The sequence below is a fragment of the Anaerostipes sp. Marseille-Q3525 genome (genome assembly GCF_018223505.1).
GTDB classification, from domain to species: domain Bacteria; phylum Bacillota; class Clostridia; order Lachnospirales; family Lachnospiraceae; genus Anaerostipes; species Anaerostipes amylophilus.
This window is the reverse complement of record NZ_JAGTTT010000001.1, coordinates 146,725-166,229: the sequence shown is the minus strand read 5'-3', so window position 1 is coordinate 166,229 and position 19,505 is coordinate 146,725. Positions and strand designations below refer to the sequence as shown.

At 36.5% G+C, this 19,505-nt stretch carries 17 protein-coding genes; 1 reads left to right on the top strand and 16 read right to left on the bottom strand.

Annotated elements, in window-relative coordinates:
• Positions 1 to 9: 9 nt before the first annotated feature.
• The 8 genes from KE503_RS00830 to KE503_RS00795 form a co-directional block, all read right to left on the bottom strand.
• Positions 10 to 1,986 (bottom strand): SpaH/EbpB family LPXTG-anchored major pilin, encoded by a 1,977-nt coding sequence (locus KE503_RS00830; RefSeq protein ID WP_212384279.1) that lies wholly within the window; start codon positions 1,984 to 1,986, stop codon positions 10 to 12.
• A 93-nt stretch (positions 1,987 to 2,079) separates the two neighbouring features.
• Positions 2,080 to 3,348, bottom strand: a complete 1,269-nt coding sequence (locus tag KE503_RS00825; RefSeq protein ID WP_022375025.1) for a C39 family peptidase — start codon at positions 3,346 to 3,348, stop codon at positions 2,080 to 2,082.
• Positions 3,349 to 3,407: 59 nt separating this feature from the next.
• A complete protein-coding gene (locus KE503_RS00820) occupies positions 3,408 to 4,238 on the bottom strand; it encodes a Cof-type HAD-IIB family hydrolase (protein WP_022375024.1) in 831 nt (276 codons plus the stop codon).
• A gap of 1 nt (position 4,239) precedes the next feature.
• A complete protein-coding gene (gene recJ / locus KE503_RS00815; protein WP_212384316.1) occupies positions 4,240 to 5,967 on the bottom strand; it encodes a single-stranded-DNA-specific exonuclease RecJ in 1,728 nt (575 codons plus the stop codon).
• Between the two features lie 63 nt (positions 5,968 to 6,030).
• Positions 6,031 to 8,325, bottom strand: coding sequence for a protein translocase subunit SecDF (locus KE503_RS00810; protein ID WP_055198332.1), 2,295 nt, complete (start codon positions 8,323 to 8,325; stop codon positions 6,031 to 6,033).
• A complete protein-coding gene (scfB, locus tag KE503_RS00805; protein ID WP_022375021.1) occupies positions 8,312 to 9,688 on the bottom strand; it encodes a thioether cross-link-forming SCIFF peptide maturase in 1,377 nt (458 codons plus the stop codon). Before scfB ends, KE503_RS00810 begins: the two co-directional genes overlap by 14 nt.
• Before the next feature lie 99 nt (positions 9,689 to 9,787).
• Positions 9,788 to 9,931: a six-cysteine ranthipeptide SCIFF gene (scfA, locus tag KE503_RS00800; RefSeq protein WP_009203580.1), complete on the bottom strand. Its 144-nt coding sequence runs from the start codon at positions 9,929 to 9,931 to the stop codon at positions 9,788 to 9,790.
• A 56-nt stretch (positions 9,932 to 9,987) separates the two neighbouring features.
• Entirely contained in the window at positions 9,988 to 10,353 is a 366-nt protein-coding gene (locus KE503_RS00795) for a TIGR04086 family membrane protein (protein ID WP_022375020.1), read from the bottom strand.
• A gap of 98 nt (positions 10,354 to 10,451) precedes the next feature.
• Here KE503_RS00795 and KE503_RS00790 point away from each other — a divergent pair, with 98 nt between their 5' ends.
• Complete coding sequence (locus tag KE503_RS00790) at positions 10,452 to 11,279, top strand: PHP domain-containing protein (RefSeq protein WP_212384278.1); 828 nt, start codon at positions 10,452 to 10,454, stop codon at positions 11,277 to 11,279.
• Positions 11,280 to 11,348: 69 nt separating this feature from the next.
• Here the strand turns inward: KE503_RS00790 and yajC are convergent, their stop codons facing one another.
• From yajC to KE503_RS00750, 8 genes are all read right to left on the bottom strand, one after another.
• Positions 11,349 to 11,642, bottom strand: coding sequence for a preprotein translocase subunit YajC (gene yajC, locus KE503_RS00785; RefSeq protein WP_055198335.1), 294 nt, complete (start codon positions 11,640 to 11,642; stop codon positions 11,349 to 11,351).
• A gap of 26 nt (positions 11,643 to 11,668) precedes the next feature.
• Positions 11,669 to 12,796, bottom strand: a complete 1,128-nt coding sequence (gene tgt, locus KE503_RS00780; protein WP_055198337.1) for a tRNA guanosine(34) transglycosylase Tgt — start codon at positions 12,794 to 12,796, stop codon at positions 11,669 to 11,671.
• 2 nt (positions 12,797 to 12,798) lie between these two features.
• Positions 12,799 to 13,899 carry a chorismate synthase gene (aroC, locus tag KE503_RS00775; RefSeq protein ID WP_055198339.1) on the bottom strand — a complete coding sequence of 367 codons (1,101 nt, stop codon included), beginning with the start codon at positions 13,897 to 13,899 and terminating at the stop codon, positions 12,799 to 12,801.
• 12 nt (positions 13,900 to 13,911) lie between these two features.
• Positions 13,912 to 14,610, bottom strand: coding sequence for a S1 RNA-binding domain-containing protein (locus KE503_RS00770; protein WP_022375016.1), 699 nt, complete (start codon positions 14,608 to 14,610; stop codon positions 13,912 to 13,914).
• 88 nt (positions 14,611 to 14,698) lie between these two features.
• Complete coding sequence (locus tag KE503_RS00765) at positions 14,699 to 16,798, bottom strand: Ig-like domain repeat protein (protein ID WP_212384277.1); 2,100 nt, start codon at positions 16,796 to 16,798, stop codon at positions 14,699 to 14,701.
• Positions 16,795 to 18,381, bottom strand: a complete 1,587-nt coding sequence (locus KE503_RS00760; protein ID WP_212384315.1) for a serine/threonine protein kinase — start codon at positions 18,379 to 18,381, stop codon at positions 16,795 to 16,797. Before KE503_RS00760 ends, KE503_RS00765 begins: the two co-directional genes overlap by 4 nt.
• The gene (locus tag KE503_RS00755; RefSeq protein WP_022375013.1) at positions 18,303 to 19,064 is read right to left on the bottom strand and encodes a PP2C family protein-serine/threonine phosphatase; all 762 of its coding nucleotides are present in this window, start codon (positions 19,062 to 19,064) and stop codon (positions 18,303 to 18,305) included. The genes KE503_RS00760 and KE503_RS00755 overlap by 79 nt, the downstream gene beginning before the upstream one ends.
• Positions 19,065 to 19,151: 87 nt before the next feature.
• Positions 19,152 to 19,463 carry a hypothetical protein gene (locus KE503_RS00750; RefSeq protein ID WP_022375012.1) on the bottom strand — a complete coding sequence of 104 codons (312 nt, stop codon included), beginning with the start codon at positions 19,461 to 19,463 and terminating at the stop codon, positions 19,152 to 19,154.
• Positions 19,464 to 19,505 lie beyond the last annotated feature (42 nt).

The window sequence follows — 19,505 nt, the reverse complement described above, 5'->3', positions numbered from 1 at the left end:
TTCTAACTCTTACTGAACTTCTTTACGTTTCTGGTTCTTTTTAACGATCATAAATCCGCATCCGGCAATAACGACACCTGCGATGATCAGTGCATAGCTTCCTGCACCACCTGTCATTGGCAGTAAGAACTGTTTCTGGTTTGTAACTTCCATATCAACAAATGCGTTTACGGATTCTCCATTTGCACTCATTGTTGCTTTTTTGCTGTCAACCGTTGCAGATGCACCTGTTGTCTGGACTGCTACATCATTAGCGAGTTCTGTACCATTTTTTACACCATCGTTTGCTGTGGAATCATTTTCGTTCTTAGACTGGATTCCTGTGATGTTTGCTTGTGTTGGTGTGATATCTGCTTTTGTTGAATTGATCTTTACGATGATCTCTTTTTTCAGTAATGTATATCCAGCATCGGAATGTGTTTCTGTAAATCCATACTCATCACCTTCAATACCATTGATGATCAGTTTTCCATCGGCTGCAGGGCTGAACTGTGTTGCACCCTCTTCTGTTGCAGATTTTCCAGTTACCTGATAAATTCCGTCACTGTCTGCTTTTGCTACTAAATAGTAATTGTCAGATTTGTTCTGGATCACGAATTTAACTTTTGTTGCATCTCCTTTGTTATCAGAGAATTTCTTTGTGAAGTTGTAACCAAAGCTATATACGATACATTTATCTTTTAAGATATCCCAGTAATCTGTAGATGTTCTCTTCCATGTTAAGGACACATCGTTAGGGTTACCTATGTCACCAAGAACGACTGTATCATCTGTGTTTACATCTGCTGTATAGTAAACAACGATATATTTGTCAGAGTATTTCTTATTGATCTCGTTTAATCCGGATTTTGTCATTTCTACTTTCATTGTAGAATCATCTCCAGATTTACCATATGTTACTGCAAACTTAGGATCTGTATCAGATGATTTCCATACTGCGATCGCACCACTTTTGTCAACGTTGTTAACGTTTGTTGTATCTGCTGCATCTTTGTTGTCATAGATCGCAATCACTGCATTTTTGTTGTATGTCATACCTTTTGCCATCTTATCATCGAACGCGTATGTTGAAAGGTATGTTGTTCCTGATGTGATGTGTGGTAATTTTGAGATAAACTGATAATCAAGCTTTTCTGCTTTGGATGCTGTAACTGTGCTCTGGTATTTGTATTCTTCTCTTGCATTTGTGAAATCTGCTAAAGCACTCTGTTCTGCTGTTGTTACATTATCCTGATCTGGATTGTTTCGAACTCTTTTATCAAGGGTTGGGATACCAGTTTCATTTTTTGGATAGCATACAACATCATAGAACCAGTCATCCCCTTCGGAATCAGTGGATGGTAACTGCACGAACCAAGGGTTTGTTGTATAAGTGACATCTTCTGGAACTTTTGTCTCTACGATCAGATAAAGACCAAGTGGCAGCTTGTCTTTCTTTGTCACACCCTGTGCATCTGTAAGATCCATGGCAGTTCCGTTGTTTGTCTTCATGTAATCTTCCAGTTTGTCTTTGGATGCAGTGTTATCTTCTAATGCAGAAGCTAACTTGTCATTGATGATCTGGCTTGTAAAGTAATCTTTACTTCCTTCTGTCTTTGCCGCATCTGAATCTGCTAATCCTAAGATCTTCTGTAATGCATCTGGCAGTTCATAGATCATCTGAACTTTACCAGCTTCACTCTGCTGCTCTACATCACCGACACGCAGATAGCTGAATTCAACACCTTTGATCGGATACTTCTTTAAAGCTTCTTCTGCTTTTGCATCCTGTTTTCCAGTAGCAGTAAACTGACTTAAATCAACTCCGCCTTTCTGTGCTGCTGTCATGTCGTATTTGTGGATTGTTAAGGATGCCGTTCTTGATGTATCGATCACATCACTCTGTGCTGCATGTACTGAACTTATTGTCTGTCCAACAGTTGCTGCAAACATTAACATACACAATGCTCCCGCTGTAATTTTTGTTATCATTTTTTTAATATTCATAATGTTTTCCTCCTGAAATTTCCTATGAAGTAAAAAAGCACAGAAAACTTTTACATTCTCTGTGCTTCTTATCTCTTACTATGTAATTTAAAATTATTCTGTTACACTTGTTTTATTAGGTTCAATCGTTACTGTATTCCAAAAAGAACCTTTGACTGCATCTGTCTTAATCTCAGATACTACTTGCTGAAGATCAACATCTGTTGTAAGTTTCTTAGACACATCCATAACTGTAACTTTATCATTGATCGTTAAAGAGCTAACTGTGACAAACTGATCTTTATTGACCAAAGTTCCTTTCTTAAGCGGTACACTCAGATGATAGTTCTTCTGTAAGACTGCTTTGATCTCTGCATACATCTTAGATGTATCTTTAAATTCTTTCTTCGCCTGAATTGTCTTAGTCTTTGTATCGGTTGTCTTCTTTGCTTTCTTATCTTTAGAGTAAATCTCCCAGCAAGGTCCTCCTGCTGAAGCAGCTTTTGTCTGGGCTACTACATCTTTTAATAGATATTTATATTGTGTACGTTCTCTGCTTCCAACATCAGCTACTGTTACCTGATCATTGTTATCAATCGCTACAAGAACAATAAAATGTCCTTTCTTTGTAAAATAACCAGGTCCCATCAGTGCTACTACCGGATGTTTCTTCTTCAAGGCACTGCGTATTTTATTAATATCTGTTCCTAGTCCATTACATGAAAGTTTATACTGCTTTGCCAATGCCGGTACCATCTCATGACTTGCACCCGCACTTGTATAATATCCATGCTTATATGCCCAAACTGTCGTATCTACTGGTGTAACCCATTTACCAGTTAATGAACTGATGCAGACAGCCATTGCTGTTGGTCCGCATCCGCTGCTATGAATCTGGTAACCATTATCATTCCATGCTGCATCTGCCTGATTAAAATAAATAAATCCTTGAATAGATTCTTTCTTTCCTTTCATCTCAATGCTATGGTCATTATAGACTTTTGGAATGATCGCTTTCTTATCTTTTTTGTCTTTCTTTTTATCTTTCTTCTTGTCTTTGGTATCTTTCTTTTTCTTCTTATGTTTCTTTATTGTATTACGCTCTGTCTTCTTAGTTGTTGCTTTCTTCTTATGACTTGTATTTGTCTTATCTTTCTTTTCTGTCGTTGGCTTAGCTTCTGTTTTCTTTTCTGTCGTTGCCTCAGTTGTCGAAGCTTCTGTCGTCTGGGCAGAATTATCTTTGCTAGTGTCAGTCTGCTCATTTGTCTGTTCTCTTGCAAATGTCTTATCATTTACCTGATCTGCACTTACTACAGACGCTGAACTAAGCATCAAAACCGCATACAGAGCCAATACAGCCGCTGTTTTTCGCGTTTTTCTCATTCTTATATTTCCCCCCTAACTATTTAAACATACTTATTATATCACTTCAAATAACATCGTCAAGAATTAAGAACTAATTTCTCAATCGCATATGCCACTCCGTCTTCATCATTTGTCTTTGTAACAAAATCAGCAATTGCTTTTAATTCTTCTCGTCCATTTCCCATAACAACACCTGTTCCTGCTGCCTTGATCATCATGGTATCATTTCCAGCATCTCCACATGCCATAACTTCATCCATTGTTAAGCCAAGACATTTGGCAAGATGTTTTAATCCATCCCCTTTATCACAGCCAAACTGATTAAGCTCAATATTATTATCAAGTGCACTTGATACACTAGCAATATTTTTTTCAGTCAATTCTTTTATTGCTGCCGATCTTTCTTTCATATTATCAAAAAATGCATTGATCTTCTCAATTCCTAATGGATTTTCTTTGAGATGCTTTTTAAGATCATCCACTGGCAGCCTTGTATCATTTACCAGTTTCAGTAAATGTCCTGATACATTATATTCTGAAAGGTGATCCAAATAACGTTTTTCCATATATCCCTGTCCATTTTGATAAATATCATGTGTGGAATGATATTTTTCAAGTATTCTAAATAACTCCAATGTCACATCCACGGATAAATGATTCGTATAAATAATCTTTTCTTCATACTGATCATATACTGTTGCTCCATTACAACAAACTGCATAACGAACACCTTCAATATTTCTCAAAAACTCCGGAATCGCTTTGAAAATACGTCCTGTAGCAGGTACAATATAAACTCCCTGTCTGATCGCCTCTTTTAACACTTCTTTTGTATGTTCTGATATTTGTTTATTACTGTCTAATAATGTATTATCAAGATCCATTGCAACCAGTTTTATCTTACTCATGTTATCCCTCCGCAAAAAAATAATTTTGAATATTGATCTGAAGACTCTTATATCCCTGATATTCATTGATCACAGGATAATAAGTGCATGTAATATACTTGTTTGTCCCCATTTTTTCTCTAAATTCTGTTTCATCCTCAAAAATCATACCATCAATCCGTGTTCCCTGACTACTCTTTAATGCTAATTTAATTACATTTTTATTTTTTCCAAACACATTGACACGTTCAATCTTTAATTTACGGTGTGCAAATAGGGGCTTTTTATTTTCTTTCCCGAAAGGTTCCAGTACTGACAACTGATGAATCAGATCCATTGTGATATAATCAACCGGCATATCGATGTCGATCTGCACCTTCTTTGCGAAATCTTTTTCATCCAATGTACAATTTTCATTGATCTTTTTACGAAATGCTTTAAGGTTCTCCTTCTCAAGAGAACATCCCGCTGCCATCGGATGCCCGCCAAATTTAGTAAACACCTCTTTAACTTTCATCATCTCTTCAAACATGGAATATTCTTCGATAGAACGTCCTGATCCCTTAATTCCATCTTTTGCATCAGTAAGTACAAAGACTGGATGGTTTAGACGATCCTTAATTCTTCCAGCAATAATCCCAGCAATACTTTCATGACAATCTGGTAAATATAAAACAAGTACTTTATCGCCTTTTGCTTCATATTTCATTGCCTGATCTAATGCTGCTTTTACACCATTCTCTGTCATACTTTTTCTAAGATCATTCAGCTCTTTTAATTCTTTTGCTGTCTGCATTGCTTTCTTTTTATCTTCTTCCAGGAACAGATTCAATGCTTTTTCTGCAGATTCCAGCCGGCCACTTGCATTAATGCATGGTCCAATAATAAAGCCAAGAGCATAAGACTGTATCTGTTTTTCCATAAGATCATGAACATCCAATAATGCTCTAAGACCCACATTTCTTGTCTCTTTGATCCTCTTTAATCCTTCTTTCACAAAAATCCTGTTCTCTCCTGTAAGATCTACAACATCACATACAGTCGCAATCGCAAGCATAGATAACAGATCTTCCAGTTTGTTTTCATCCTCGCCCATAGATTTATACAATGCTCTCACAAACTGAAATGCAACTCCTGCTCCACAAAGAAGCGGATATGGATATTTACATTCTTTTTGTTTGGGATTAATGACAACATCAGCTGGTGGAAGAATTTCTTCTTTACTTCCATCTTCATTTAAAATAAATGGTACATCGTGGTGATCTGTAATGATCATTGTAAGACCATGTTCTTTTCCAAATCTGATTGCTTCACTAGCTGCAATTCCATTATCACATGTAAGGATCGTATCAATCTGATCCTCTACTGCCTTCTCAATGATATTTTCATTGATCCCGTAACCATCTTTCATACGGTCTGGAATCTGAAAATCAATCATTCCACCAAGATCATAGATTGCTTTCCATAAAATATAGTTAGAAACAACTCCGTCTACATCATAATCTGAGATAATGCGGATTGTTTTTCTGTCTCTGATCTTCTCTCTTATGATATCCACACCTTCTCTGACTCCCTTCATCAGAAATGGATCTGAAATATCCGAAAGATTTCCATATAAATATTTATGTATTTCTTCATCCCCGATCACATCTCTGTTTCTGATCAGTCTTGCGATCACGGGATCAATCTGAAATTTCTCACCAATCTTTGTAAAATCGGCTTTTTTCTTATACAGATACCACTGTTCCATCATGTTTCTCCATCTTCTAGAAAAAGAGCATTCAGTCTTTACTGAATACTCTTTTTACTTGTCTTATTTTCTTTTCTTTTTCTTCTTTTTCTTGCGGTTTGGATTCGCTGTGATCTTCTCTGGCTGTACAGATGTCTGTCCATTACTTTCTTTTATAGCATCAGAGCCCATACGAGTCTTCATCATATACCATAATGGTCCTGTCAAGAATACAGAAGAGAATGCTCCACCAATAACACCAACGATCAATGCCAGGGCAAATTCTCTTAAAGATGATACTCCGCAGATAAATAACGCCAATACCATAACAAATGTTGTTAAACTTGTATTGATCGTACGAACCAGTGTACTTGAAATACTCTGATTTACAAGTGCTTTGATATCATCTCTTGTACGGATCGTTTGAAGTTTCAGATTCTCACGGATACGGTCAAAGATAACGATCGTTGAGTTGATAGAGTATCCGATGATCGTTAGCATACATGCGATAAATGTTCCACCCACAGATAATCTTCCGATAGAATATGCCGCAAATACAACTAACACATCATTTAACAATGCGATGATCGCACTAGATCCAAACTTAACATCTTTAAATCGGATTGCAATATAGATCAACATACAGATTGCTGAAATGATAACTGAGATAAATGCATCTCTCTGCATTTCATTACTGATCGTTGAACTGATATTCTCTGTTGTAACTGATTTAACTTTATAATCTTTCTTTAATGTCTTTTCAATCTGTTTTCTCTGATTCAGGTTAAGTTCTACACTCTTAACAACCATCTGGTTATTCGCTTTTACTTTCTGACTCTGAACAGATGTTGATTTGCTGACTTTCTCATAGGCTTTCACAATCTGTTTTTCTAAAGAATCATTTACTTTCTGATCATCTTTAAATGTGATCGTAGATGCTGTTCCTCCTGAGAATTCAAGATCATAATTTAAGATCGTACCAATCTTACTTCTGTTCATAGGCAGTGCTGCAAGTCCGACTAAAATGATCACACCTGCGACTGCAACGTATTTCTTACCAGCACAGACAAAATCTCTTGTCTTGATCGTTCTTGGTTTTCCATACCATTTCTTATCACGAAGTCCAAAGTGATATGCTGCATATACAAGGAATCGGCTGATCACAAGTGCTGTAAACATGGAAATTAGTACACTCATTCCTAATGTCTGAGCAAATCCTTTGACCGTTCCAGATCCTTTAAACCACAGTACTAAAACTGCGATCAGTGTTGTAACATTACCATCAATAATAGCTGAAGCTGCTTTTCCAAATCCAGACTTGATCGCAGCTCCTGTACTCTTACCTGCTCCGATTTCTTCCTGAATTCTTGCATAAATGATTACATTGGCATCGACCGCCATACCGATACCGAGGATGATACCCGCAAGTCCCGGCAATGTCAACGTTGCATTAAATCCATTCAGTGCAAGTAACATCATTAGCATATAAATTGCAAGTGCTACACATGCAATGATACCTGGCACTGCATAAAATGCGATCATGATCAAGCATACCAAGGCAAATCCGATGATTCCAGCCTTAATCGTTGTCTGGATCGCATTAACTCCTAACTTAGCAGACACTACGTTAGAACGAAGTTCTTTTAATTTGACTGGTAAGGAACCAATTCGAATAGATGAAGCAAGATTCTCGGCTGCTTCATAACTTTCCATACCATCGATCGTACATTCACCTTTTGTGATCGCTTCCTGTACATTTGGTGCACTGATCACCTGGTTATCATAGATGATATAAATTGGTTTCCCGATGTTTGCTTTTGTAGCTTTGGCAAAAGCTTTTGTTCCTTTGGAGTCAAATTCAAGGGCAACTAAATATTCTTTCTTACCAGTTGTCTGATTCTGATTTGTGACAGCTTTTGCTTTCTTAACATTCTGTCCTGTTAAAATGGTATCTAAAGTAGTCTGTGTTGTTGTTTTTCCATTCTGCTTTACTTTTACCTGTTTCTGAACTGCAAAAGAAAGTGTTCCTGGTTTACCAAGTTCATCTAAGATCTTGTTTGCATCTGTTACTCCGGGGATTTCGATATTGATACGATCTTTTCCTTCCTGATAAACTTCTGCTTCTGTGCTGTAACCTTCCACACGTTTCTGAAGTTTGTATACGGTATCCTTCATATCACTGTCAGATACGTTCTTACCATCAACTTCATATGTGATACTGACTCCACCTGCAAGATCCAATCCAAGTTCAATGTTGCTTGCTCGTCCAATCTTGTTCTTTGTGATTCCTTTTGTTGTAATAAATACTCCAAATACACACAACGCAATCAGTAAAATAAGCCCTGCAATATACTTGCCGCTGCTATTACGCTTCTTCATTCTCCGTCTCCTCTTCTAACGCTAATGCTGCTTTTACCATAAGTGCACATTCAACTCTCTTGCGTTCTAATTTACATCCGATCTCATAAGTTCCATTGATCGTACCATTAAAGTTATAAGAGTTTGCGCTGCATCCACCGCTGCAATAGAATCTTGCAAAACATTTTTTACATTCTTCTTTGGAGTATACATTACATGCTTTGAATTCTTTGACGATCTCATCTTTCTTAATACCTTCGAAGACATTACCCATTAAGAAATCTTCTTCTCCTACAAACTGGTGACATGGATATAAATCTCCCCATGGTGTTACTGCAAGATATTCTGTTCCAGAACCACATCCAGATAAACGTTTCGCTACACATGGTCCTCCTGTTAAGTCGATCATAAAATGGAAGAATGTAAATCCTTTTCCTTCTTTCTCTCTCTTGATCATCTCTTTTGCCAGAAGATCATATTCTTCCATGATCTTTGGAAGATCTTCTTCTTTGATCGCATAATCTGCTGTATCTGGTGCCACAACAGGCTCTACGGAAATCTGTTCGAATCCTTCATCTGCTAAATGCATAACATCTTTCGAAAAATCCAGATTATGATGTGTAAAAGTTCCCCTTACATAGTATTTCTGCTGATTTCTACTGTCTGCAAATTTCTTAAATTTATCAATAATAAAGTCATAACTTCCTTTTCCATTTCGAAATGGTCTCATAAAATCATGAACTTCTTTTCTACCATCAACACTTAATACAACGTTATCCATCTCTTTATTCGCGAATTCCATGATATCGTCGTTTAATAATACACCATTTGTTGTCAGTGTAAAACGGAACTTCTTATCATGAGTCTTCTCTAAATCACGTCCATAAGCAACGATCTCTTTGACAACATCAAAGTTCATTAAAGGCTCTCCACCAAAGAAATCTACTTCCAGATTTCTACGATTTCCAGAGTTCTCTACAAGAAAATCTAAAGCTTTCTTACCAACTTCAGCACTCATTAAAGCACGTCTTCCTTTGTATTCTCCTTCTTCTGCGAAGCAATATCGACAGGCAAGGTTACAATCATGTGCAATGTGAAGACAAAGTGCCTTTACAACTGTTGGTCTGTCTTTGAATCCGCAAATGTATTCTTCATAACAATCTTCTGTAAATAATACACCTGCATCTTTTAATTCTGTAACTTCCTCATAAGATTCTCTTACATCTTTTTCATCCCAAGATGATAATTCTTTGATGATCTCTTCTAATGTATGGTCTTCATATAAAGCGATCACTTCATAAGTCAGATCATCTACAACATGAACAGATCCACTTGCTACGTCAAGGACCATATTATATCCATTGTTCTTATACTGATGAACCATTGTTTCTTTCTCCCTTTATCTGTTATTTATTTTCTTTCATGTAAAAAATGAGGCGGCCCACAAGGAACGCCTCAAGCATAGAGTCTTTGTTTTATTTGACTATTTGCTGTGTTCGCAGGTCTGGTTACCTACTGTACAAGATGTCTTACATGCTGACTGGCAAGATGTCTGGCATTCACCACATCCACCTTTTTTTACTGTGTTCTGTAATGTTTTATTTGTCAGAGTTTTAATATGTTTCATCTTATCGTCCTCCTGATTCTCATAAAATAACTTGCTATATTGTATCATATCCTAAGTCAAATAGCAAGCATTCCACCTAAAGTTCCTCCAGCAATACATAAGAACAATGCTGTGATGCGTTCTGTTGAAAAAATAACTGTATTTTCCTGAAACACAACAGATATTAAAGTTAATATTGCGAAATATAATACTCCAACAAAAAATCCCCATAAGAACTTCCGTTTTCCAATCTTTTTTCCAATGATCATTCCTGCAAGGATTGAAGCAAAAATGTATGTAAGTGTAATGCCAAGATTCGCCATCTTCGTCCCTGTATTGCTCTGATAAACAATAAATGCAAGAAGACACAACAATAGTCCGGTAACAATATAAGCAGCAACCAGACTTTGCACAATATATAACACTTTCTTTTCTGGCCCCATAGCAAATACTCCTTTCTTTCATTTAATATATGTCTGTTGTTTTGCTTCTATGTCTTTTTGTGATAAACTAACATTAAATATGTGAAAGGAGTTTTAAAATGATTGATCTTCATATACATTCTACTTGTTCTGATGGGACTTTTACTCCGAAAGAAATTGTCCATAAAGTAATTGAAAAGAATTTATATGGTTTTTCTCTTACTGATCATGATACAGTTGATGGTATTTCAGAAATCTTGGCAATGAATCTTCCTAAAGATTTAAAATTCATTCCTGGAATTGAAATTTCATGTGATACACTTCATCGTGAGATCCATATCTTAGGTTATGGAATTGATTGCAAGAACAAGGATTTAAATACCACATTAAATGATCTGAGAGACAAAAGAATGAAACGTAATCTCGATATGATCGAATTATTCCAAAAAGATGGATTTCCTGTTACTCTTGAGAAATTACAACACGGAGACCCTAATACAGTTATTACACGTGCTCATTTTTCAAGAGTTCTTGTGGAAGAGGGCATCTGCACTTCCAGGGAACAGGCTTTTTCCAAATATCTCGGTGAAAAATGTAAATACTATATTCCAAAACCATTTTTTGATCCGAAAGACTGCCTCAAATTAATTCTTGATGCAGGTGGCATTCCAGTTCTTGCTCATCCTTTTTTATATAAATTTTCTAATAAGGATACAAAACAGCTTATCCATGATCTGAAAGATTATGGTCTTGCTGGAATTGAAGTTTACCATTCTTCCCACCATAAGGGACAAATCGCAAAATTAAGAGAATGGAAAAAAGAATATCATCTTTTAGCCTCTGGTGGTTCTGATTTTCACGGAGCAAATAAACCTGATATAGATATTGGTACTGGCCGTGGGACACTTTATGTACCAGATCATCTTCTTGATGAACTTCTTAGATAAAAAAAGAATCTGGATGAAATATGAGCTCTATTCTCATATTTTCCAGATTCTTTTTATTCATGAATTATCTTACTCGTCGTCAGATGATCCGTTTGCTTTCTCCATTGCCTGAATCGCTGATTTTTCCATTGGAATACGACAATGTTTGTCATTACCAAATTCAACAATGATCGTAGTTTCATCAACTTTATCCACAACAACTCCGTAAAATCCACTTGTTGTTAACACACTGTCTCCAACTTCCAGAGCTTCCATCATCTGTCTTAACTCTTCATCTTTCTTCTTCTGTGGTCTGATTGTTAAAAAGTACATTAATGCAAAACAAATGACCAGCATCAGAATTGTCATTGTAACCTGATCCATTTTCTTCCTCCATCTTTCTAATAAGATTACTGATTCATCATGCCATCAATCTTACGTTTCTTGTATTCTTTATAGTTTCCTTCTTCGATTGCCTGACGAATCTCACTCATCATTGTATTATAAAAATACAAGTTATGCAAGACACATAATCTCATTCCAAGCATTTCTTTTGCTTTCAGAAGGTGTCTGATGTAAGCTCTGCTGTAACTTCTGCAAGCTGGACACTGGCATCCTTCTTCGATTGGGCGATGATCAAGTTCATATTTTTTGTTGAACATGTTTAATTTCCCCTGATTAGTATATACATGTCCATGGCGGCCATTTCTTGTTGGATATACACAGTCAAAGAAATCAACTCCACGGTCTACAGCCTCAAGAATATTCACTGGTGTACCAACTCCCATCAGATACGTTGGTTTATCTTCAGGCAGATATGGAACTGTTTCTTCGATGATATGATACATCTCATCATGTGTTTCTCCTACTGCCAGACCGCCAAGAGCATATCCATCAAGATTTAGTTTTGAAATTTCTTTGGCGTGTTCAATTCGGATATCTTCAAATGTTCCACCTTGATTGATCCCAAATAACATCTGATGTGGATTGACCGTGTCTTCCAAAGAGTTCAAACGATCCATCTCTTTCTTACATCTTACTAACCATCTTGTTGTACGATCTACAGAATTCTGCATATATTCTCTTGTTGCAGGATGTGGCGGACACTCATCAAATGCCATCGCAATCGTAGACCCAAGATTAGACTGAATCTGCATACTTTCTTCTGGTCCCATAAAGATCTTTCTTCCATCGATATGAGAGGAGAAAGATACTCCTTCTTCTTTGATCTTGCGGAGTTTTGCCAGAGAAAATACCTGAAATCCGCCAGAATCTGTAAGAATTGGGCGATCCCAGTTCATAAATTTATGAAGTCCACCAAATTCTTTGATCAATTTATCACCTGTTCTTACATGCAGATGATATGTGTTTGATAACTCTACCTGAGTTCCGATCTCCCTAAGATCATCTGTGCTGACTGCACCTTTGATCGCTGCGACTGTTCCGACATTCATAAATACCGGTGTCTCAATCACTCCATGGACGGTTGTTAACCTTCCTCTTTTTGCTCTTCCGTCTTTTTTAATTAATTCATACATTCTTACTCACCATAAATCTTTTTAATATTATCCATTGTTGCTCCTAGATTCTTTAACACACCATCAAGAATCGTAACGGCTGCCATTGATTCTACCACAACTACAGCCCTCGGCACAATCATTGGATCATGGCGCCCATGAATTTCAATCTCTACATTGTCAAGATCACGGTTGATCGTCTTCTGTGTTCTCGCAATGGATGGAGTTGGTTTGACCGCTGCACGAAATACGATCGTACTTCCGTCACTCATTCCTCCAAGAACTCCGCCAGAATGATTCGTTTCTTTCACGGCTTTGCCATCCATACTGATAAAATTATCATTATTCTCTGATCCTCTAAGGTTTGCAGCTGCAAATCCATCTCCGATCTCAAACCCTTTAACAGCTCCAATAGACATAATTGCCTTCGAAAGTTCTGCATCCAGCTTATCAAATACAGTTTCTCCAATACCAACTGGCATCCCTGTGATCTGGCATTCTATAATTCCACCGATCGAATCCTGTTCTTTGATCATCTGATCTGCTTTCTTGGCTACAAGATCTGCTGCTTCCTTATCTGGCATATTAAACGGATTGTTATTCATCTCATTAAGATCAAATCTATCCTCTGAAATCTCAATACCTGCAATTGCCTTTGCATATGCCTTTACAGAAATTTCTAGTTCTTCAAGCACTTTCGCTGCAACTGCACCTGCAGCAACACGTCCGATCGTCTCTCGTCCTGATGATCTTCCACCACCACGATAATCTCTGAAACCATATTTCATATCAAATGTAAAATCTGCATGTCCTGGACGGTAAACATCCTTAATATTACTATAATCCTTAGATCTCTGATCCTTATTATATACAACCATGGAAATCGGTGTTCCTGTTGTCTTCCCTTCAAATACTCCAGAAAGAATCTCTACCTGATCTCCTTCCTTTCTCTGTGTTGTATACTTAGACTGTCCCGGTTTCCTGCGATCCAGATATTTCTGAACATCTTCTCTATCTAATGATAGCCCTGCCGGACATCCATCCACAACTACTCCAACACCAGCACCATGTGTCTCTCCCCATGTTGTGATGCGGAAATTTGTACCAAAACCTGATCCTGCCATATGACTTCCTTCCTATAATTTGATATTTGCCAGTAAATCTCCAAGACTCGTTCCTGCAGCATCTTCTGTATACTCTACTCCAGTTTCTTCTGCTTTCTTGGCTGCTTCTTTGTCATCTTCTAATGCTTTGATGCTTAAGCTTACTTTACCATTTGCAACTTTTATGATCTTAACTGTTACCTGTTCTCCTTCTTTCACAACATCTTCTGGAGATTTTACTCTCTTCTGGCTTAACTGTGAAATATGAACTAATCCGCTGATTCCATCTCCAATATCAACAAACGCTCCATAAGGCATGATATTTTCTACAGTTCCTTCTACAACTGTTCCAACTTTTAACTCATTGATCTTATTTTCACGTTCTTTTCTTGCTTTCTCCTGCTCTACTGCTTTTGCTGATAAAACAAGTCTCTGCTCTTCTGGTTCCACTGTAATGATCTTTGCTTCTACATCTTTCTGTAACCATACATTTAAATCTTCAACATATTTTGTTGATAATAAAGATGCTGGAATAAATCCACGGATTCCTTCAACATAAACAATAACTCCACCATTAACGACTCCACCAACAGTCAGTGCAAGCACTTCTCCACTTTCTTTAAGCTCTTCTAAATGATTCCATACTGCATCTTCATTTGTTGCTGCTTTATTTAAAGATTCTTCTAACTGAGTTTCGAATTGTTCCATTGTTTCTTTTACTTCTTCTGCCATAATAATCTTCCTCCGCTTTATTTTCTTAAACATTTATTTCATATTATAACATAGAATAAGAAAGATTCAAGAACGCTGATATTCCTTGTTATTTTGAATATTTTCTGTAAAACAGCCATGCTGCTGATATAACACCAACCATGCCTGCAGCTATCCATAAGCCAAGCATCGACTTTTCTCTTTTGTCCTTGACTTTTGTCTCCTTTTTCTGATCTTTTTCTACCATTTGCTTGACCGGATGTGGCAGGATTTTGGTTACCGCAAACTTTATTCTTTTGTTTGTTACATTTCCAGCTGCATCTTTTGCTTGAAGTTTTAGCACATGAATCCCTGGTTCCAGCTTCTTAAAAGATATTTTGTTTGTTAAATTTTTTATTTCTTTTTCATCCAGCTTTACCTTTGTCCAATAATCTTTCTTATTTTCCAGAGATACTGCAACGATTGTTCCATAATCACATTCACTCTTTTCATTAAGACCACTCATCTGGATCACTGGTTTTTTTGTATCATAAAAAAATGTAATCTTTTTACTTGATACCCGTTCTCCATTTGCATCTACCGCATTAAGACTTATCCTATAATTTCCATTCTCTGTAATTGGCTGTTTTATATAAACTTTATCTTTTTCCCATTCATATGAAACCTTCTGCCCATTCATAAGAAATTCTGTTACCTGTACAGGCTCTAAACTTACAACTTGAAATCCCGGTCTAAAACTTTTCTCTGAAATATTCTTTCCTGCAAGTATTTTCTGCAAAAAATAAATATGAACGCCCTTTTTGTTGATCGTAAATTTCTTTGTCACAACATTTTGATTTCCTGCCAGATCTAAAGCTTCCACTCGTAATACATAATACCCATCGTCTTTTATCTTATCCGGTATCCATCTTTTCCCATTCAGATAAATTCTTGTCTGCTTTTCATCCAGATTTTCATCTTTTACATGTAGTTTTACATTTACAAATGTTTTATAGGACTTATTATTTTTTATCCCACTAATATAAATTTCAGGTTTTTTCATATCAATCTTAAATACTTTTTCCTCACTGATCGACACATTTCCTGCCATATCTTCCACTTGAACCAAAAGATTATGCTTACCATTCCGGTCAAATACTACTTCACTCTCATAATATTCTCCTTTTTGAACAAAACCTTTCATCTGCTTCCCAGAAGTTATAACTTTTACAGCATTTTTTTGGAGATTTTCATCCTTGATCCTTATCTTTACTTTCTGATATCTGCTGACTTTTTGAAATTCATTTTGAGATCGTATCAATATTTCTGGCTTCTTTGTATCCAAAAAACAAACTGTATGGAAACTATTTTCAGATCTATTTCCTGCTTCATCCTTTGTCCATATTTTCAGCTGATACTTTCCATCTTTTTTAATCTGTGGAATCTGATCTGTTTCTGTCTGTATTTGACCTGTCTGAAGCTGAGTTAATTGTGCATAAACGTGTACCAGAGGTCCTTCCGCCTGTTCTGATTCATATGTAAATTCAGGAATCTTTCCATACCATCCATTTAGAGATCTCTCACTGCACGTTATTTTAAATAACTGCGGCTTCTTTTTCCATAAACGGCACCAGATTTTTTGAATTTCACTATATCTTCCTGCATTAGAAACTGCTCTGATCAAAACAAAATCATCCATATCACGTTTCAACTCTAGTCTGCCATATTTCATTGATCTCCACTCATTATTACCAGTCTTATATTCATAGTGAGAAATTTTCGAAACTGCTTTTGAACCATGTGCTTCAAGTAAAATATCCTGATTGGTCCATTTTCCTGCCGTGTATGATCCACTGTCAACTTTTGGTATCATTGGATTACTCAGTTCTATCGTGATTTTTCTTGTTTCCTCATATCCATTTCTATGAATCAGATGAATCTCATAATTTCCTTCTTCATAAAATGTCATCTTCAAAGTTTGTTCATAATCCCATTCTCCTTCCCACTTCTGCCGGTTTACAAAAATCATAATATCATCTTTTGTACAGGATCCTTTCAGATCTACTTCCATTACCACGCTGCTTCGAAAAAATGGTTCTTCCCCAGTTCCTTTCCATGTAATATCCCAGACTGCTGTCTCTTCCATTCCTTTGGTATCAGCAGGTATTGCAGATAAAAGGAGAAATAGTATGGCTGTCATGGTCATCAGTATTTTATGTTTTCTCTTCATAATCCAAGTTTCCTCCTCAACGCTTTTGCTCTGTTACTTGTCATTCCTGTCTGTTTTAGTCCCTGCAGATAAACATCCTTTGCCTTCTCTATCTGGTTTTTCTGGCATAGATAAATTCCATATTCAATATAAGCTTCCATGACTTTTGGATAATGTTTTATAAAACGTTCATACTCATTTCCAATATTCACAGATTTTTCTCTAAGATACGATAACTTTCTCTCATATATTTCCCATGCTTCATTTTTCTCTAATTTCTCATGAAACACTCTGTCAGTCTCTTGAAAAAAAAGCTTATCATCTCCTCTTTTTGCCTTAATCTCATACAGATCGATCTTTTGTTTTTCCAGCATCTTTTTTTGTTCTTCCTTAAGTCTGAACTTTTCTGTCTTATAAAGCAGTTTTTCTGCCTTCTTTACAACAAACTCTGGAAGTTTTTCCTGCCACAAAATATAATGATCAATAAAAAAATATGCTGACCAGAAATCATGTACGTCCTTTTGACAAATTTCTAATGCTGACACCAGTTCATCTTGTTTCACCTCCTTTTCAGGATCATTTAATACTTCTATCAGCAGAAGATATGCTTCTGTTTTCTTTTTATTTGTTTCTTCCTTCTTAAAATATTGACCGGCCAGTGTCAGATCTTTCTCTGTCCTTTCGTTTCCATAAAAATAAACCATACCTTTTTTGTAGAAATCCTCGTATGTTTTCACTGACTGTACTTTCAATTTTTCTTCTTTGTGGCTGTCTGTAAAACCCAAAATACCGATCATGCCAATGCAGGCTAAAAAAACGACACTTTTTTCTGATCTGCTTTTCCAGACAATTTTTCTAAGATCTCTCTTGATATCTCTGGCGCTCCGATAATTCTTTTTCTCATCCTCACAAAGACATTTCTGTATGATATTCTCTATAGGATACTTTTTATTCTGTTCTGTATTTAGCTGAATGATCTTTCCTATACTGTAGACATCCATAAAAAATTCAGCTCTTTCTCCTGCTTTTGTCTGTCGTTTGGAAGCATAAATCCTCGTTCCATACCCGGTCAGAAAATCTCCTTTCATTGAAGATGCTCCAAAATCGATCAAATACAGACGTCCTGATGGATGAAGTATGATATTCTCTGGTTTAAGATCCATATGTACAACACCTCTCTTATGAACCTGTTCCAACACCTTGCAGACCTTATACATAAGTAGTATCAAAGTTTTTTCTGAAATTTTTCCATGGACTGTTTTATATGTTTTTAGAGATTGTCCTTTAATATATTCCATAACCAGAAAATGATCTTCGGTGTTTTCTGCAAGGAATAATTTGGGAATACCCTTGATATTTTTTAATTGATTTAATATCTCTTTCTCCCGTTTCCACTGATTTTCATCTTTAAGTATTTTCACTGCAACCTTTTTCCCTGTCTTTAAATCTTTTGCAAGAAATACTTTCCCCATTCCACCTGCACCCAAAAGCTTCTGAGTCTGATAACGGTTATGGTATATTTGAGCTATCTCTCTTTCGGAACTTTGACGATCACACAGGATAGATTGTCTAGTTCTCCACGTTTTTTTACTTTTCGAAAACATCTTTCTACCCATTCTTTCATTTGTTCCCTGGACGCTTCCACCTGATAAATCTCTTCCTCTTCAAGTAATCCATAAAATCCATCTGTACAAAGCAAAAATTCCATTCCCGGATGCAGTCTTCCCTTATAGCAATCTACTCTGACGTCCTTCGTCACACCGACACACTGCAGAAGAATATGTCGTCTCGGATCTTTTCTTGCCTGTTCTTTCGTCAAATGTCCTGCCCGAAGTTCAAGTTCTACCAGCGTATGATCTGTTGTCACAAATTTTCTATTTCTGTCAAACCAGTATGTTCTGGAATCTCCAACATTTAATACAAAAAATTCGTGATCTTCCACAAATAATAATGTTAACGTACTTCCCATTGATTTGACTTCTTCCATTTTTCTGCTCATCAACAAAAGGTTCTGATTGATCTTTCGGATCAAATCGATCAGATTTTGTTCGATCATATTAATTCCCATTTCATATAATCCTTCAAATAAAGTTTCATCAAACCACTGTTTCAATACTTCTACAATATAACGGCTTGCGATCTCTCCTTTCTTCAAACCACCCATTCCATCACACACAACAGCCAGAAGATAAAGCTTCCCATTCTTTTCCTGCTGCCTTAATAAATAAGCATCCTGATTCGACGGTCTTCCGTTTCCAATATCCGTCATTCCAATCGTATCTATCATATGTTCCTCCAAAAAATTCTTCATAATAGAAAAAAGCCTGTAAAGATTATTCTTTACAAGCTTTCTCTGCTGTTCTTGTTTGTTTCATTATTCTTCGATGTCTTCGCCATCCTCGAATTCATCTTCTTCGCCTTCAATCTCCTGTTTGAGAATCTCAATATCTCCTCTAAGTTTCTCGATGAGATTGAACAGATCAATATATTCTGCCTGTGGGTAGTCCATATGTTCTTCAAAATATTTCTCTCCCACCTGACGATACAAATCATTCAAATCTCTTTTCGCCACTCGCAGATCATTATGTCTCTTCGCAGAATCTGCCACTTCCTTCGCCTTCTGTGCAGCTGCTTTTCCTGTTGTTGAAATAGTTTCTTCCAGACGTCCGAAAAAATCTTTTGCCATATACGCTCACTCCCAACGTTTTTCTTTCATTGTACCTTATTC